The 739-nt window shown below is 50.5% G+C and carries 1 protein-coding gene; it reads right to left on the bottom strand.

Going from position 1 to position 739, the window contains the following annotated elements; genetic code table 11:
• Positions 1 to 173 precede the first annotated feature (173 nt).
• Positions 174 to 674: a hypothetical protein gene (locus R7Z50_RS26965; protein WP_318149677.1), complete on the bottom strand. Its 501-nt coding sequence runs from the start codon at positions 672 to 674 to the stop codon at positions 174 to 176.
• Positions 675 to 739: the final 65 nt, after the last annotated feature.

The raw sequence follows: 739 nt of genomic DNA, 5'->3' as shown, positions 1-739 counted from the left end.
ATCACCGAAAAACCGCCCATCCCCTCCCCTGGCTCAACGGCGATGCCCATACCTGGCTTGAACCCCATAACATCCAAAAAGTTGGACGAAACCCTAACCTTGCGTTTATCGCCTACTCGATTGAACGCAAGTTGTTTGGTTACTACGGAGGGGGAGACGATCGGTAACATTGGTCAACCTCTTTTCTTCTTGTTTTGCTCGCGCTTCACCATTGCTCCAGCAGCTTTCAGAAGTCTCTGGTTCTCCGCCAGCTCCTCTTGGAGTTCCTGAGTATCCTCTGCTGTCTGAGCCTTTTTCAGCTCGGCCTCGCAATATTGGACCTCTTCCTGCAAGCTGACTTTCGCAAACTTGAGAGCGGCCAGTCGCGTCGTATAAACGCCAAAAGGCAATTCGCCACCTTCCCGGAACTGCTTCAAGCACCAGCTCGGTATAGATGGCAACCAACCAAAGTCCCCATTCTTCCGTGACCTTTTCCCCCACGTAATCCCATCTAACTTTTGGGCAAGATTGACATAGCGTTGATCGCTGGTTGAGTTGCGTCGTTTCTGAATAGAGCGAACTATCCACTCTGTAACCTCGACCTTTGCTTTATCATCATCAGAGATGTAATAAAGGGCTGCGTACAACACAGCGCCTTTACGAATGACTGATGGTGGGTATGCCTGGGCTTTCATCTATCCCCCTATCGCTTTTTCTTTCCGACAAGACGGAGATGATCGGCGGCCAAGTCATACTGCTC

It is taken from the genome of Vibrio sp. 1249-1 (assembly GCF_033340495.1).
This window is presented reverse-complemented; position numbering and strand designations above follow the sequence as displayed.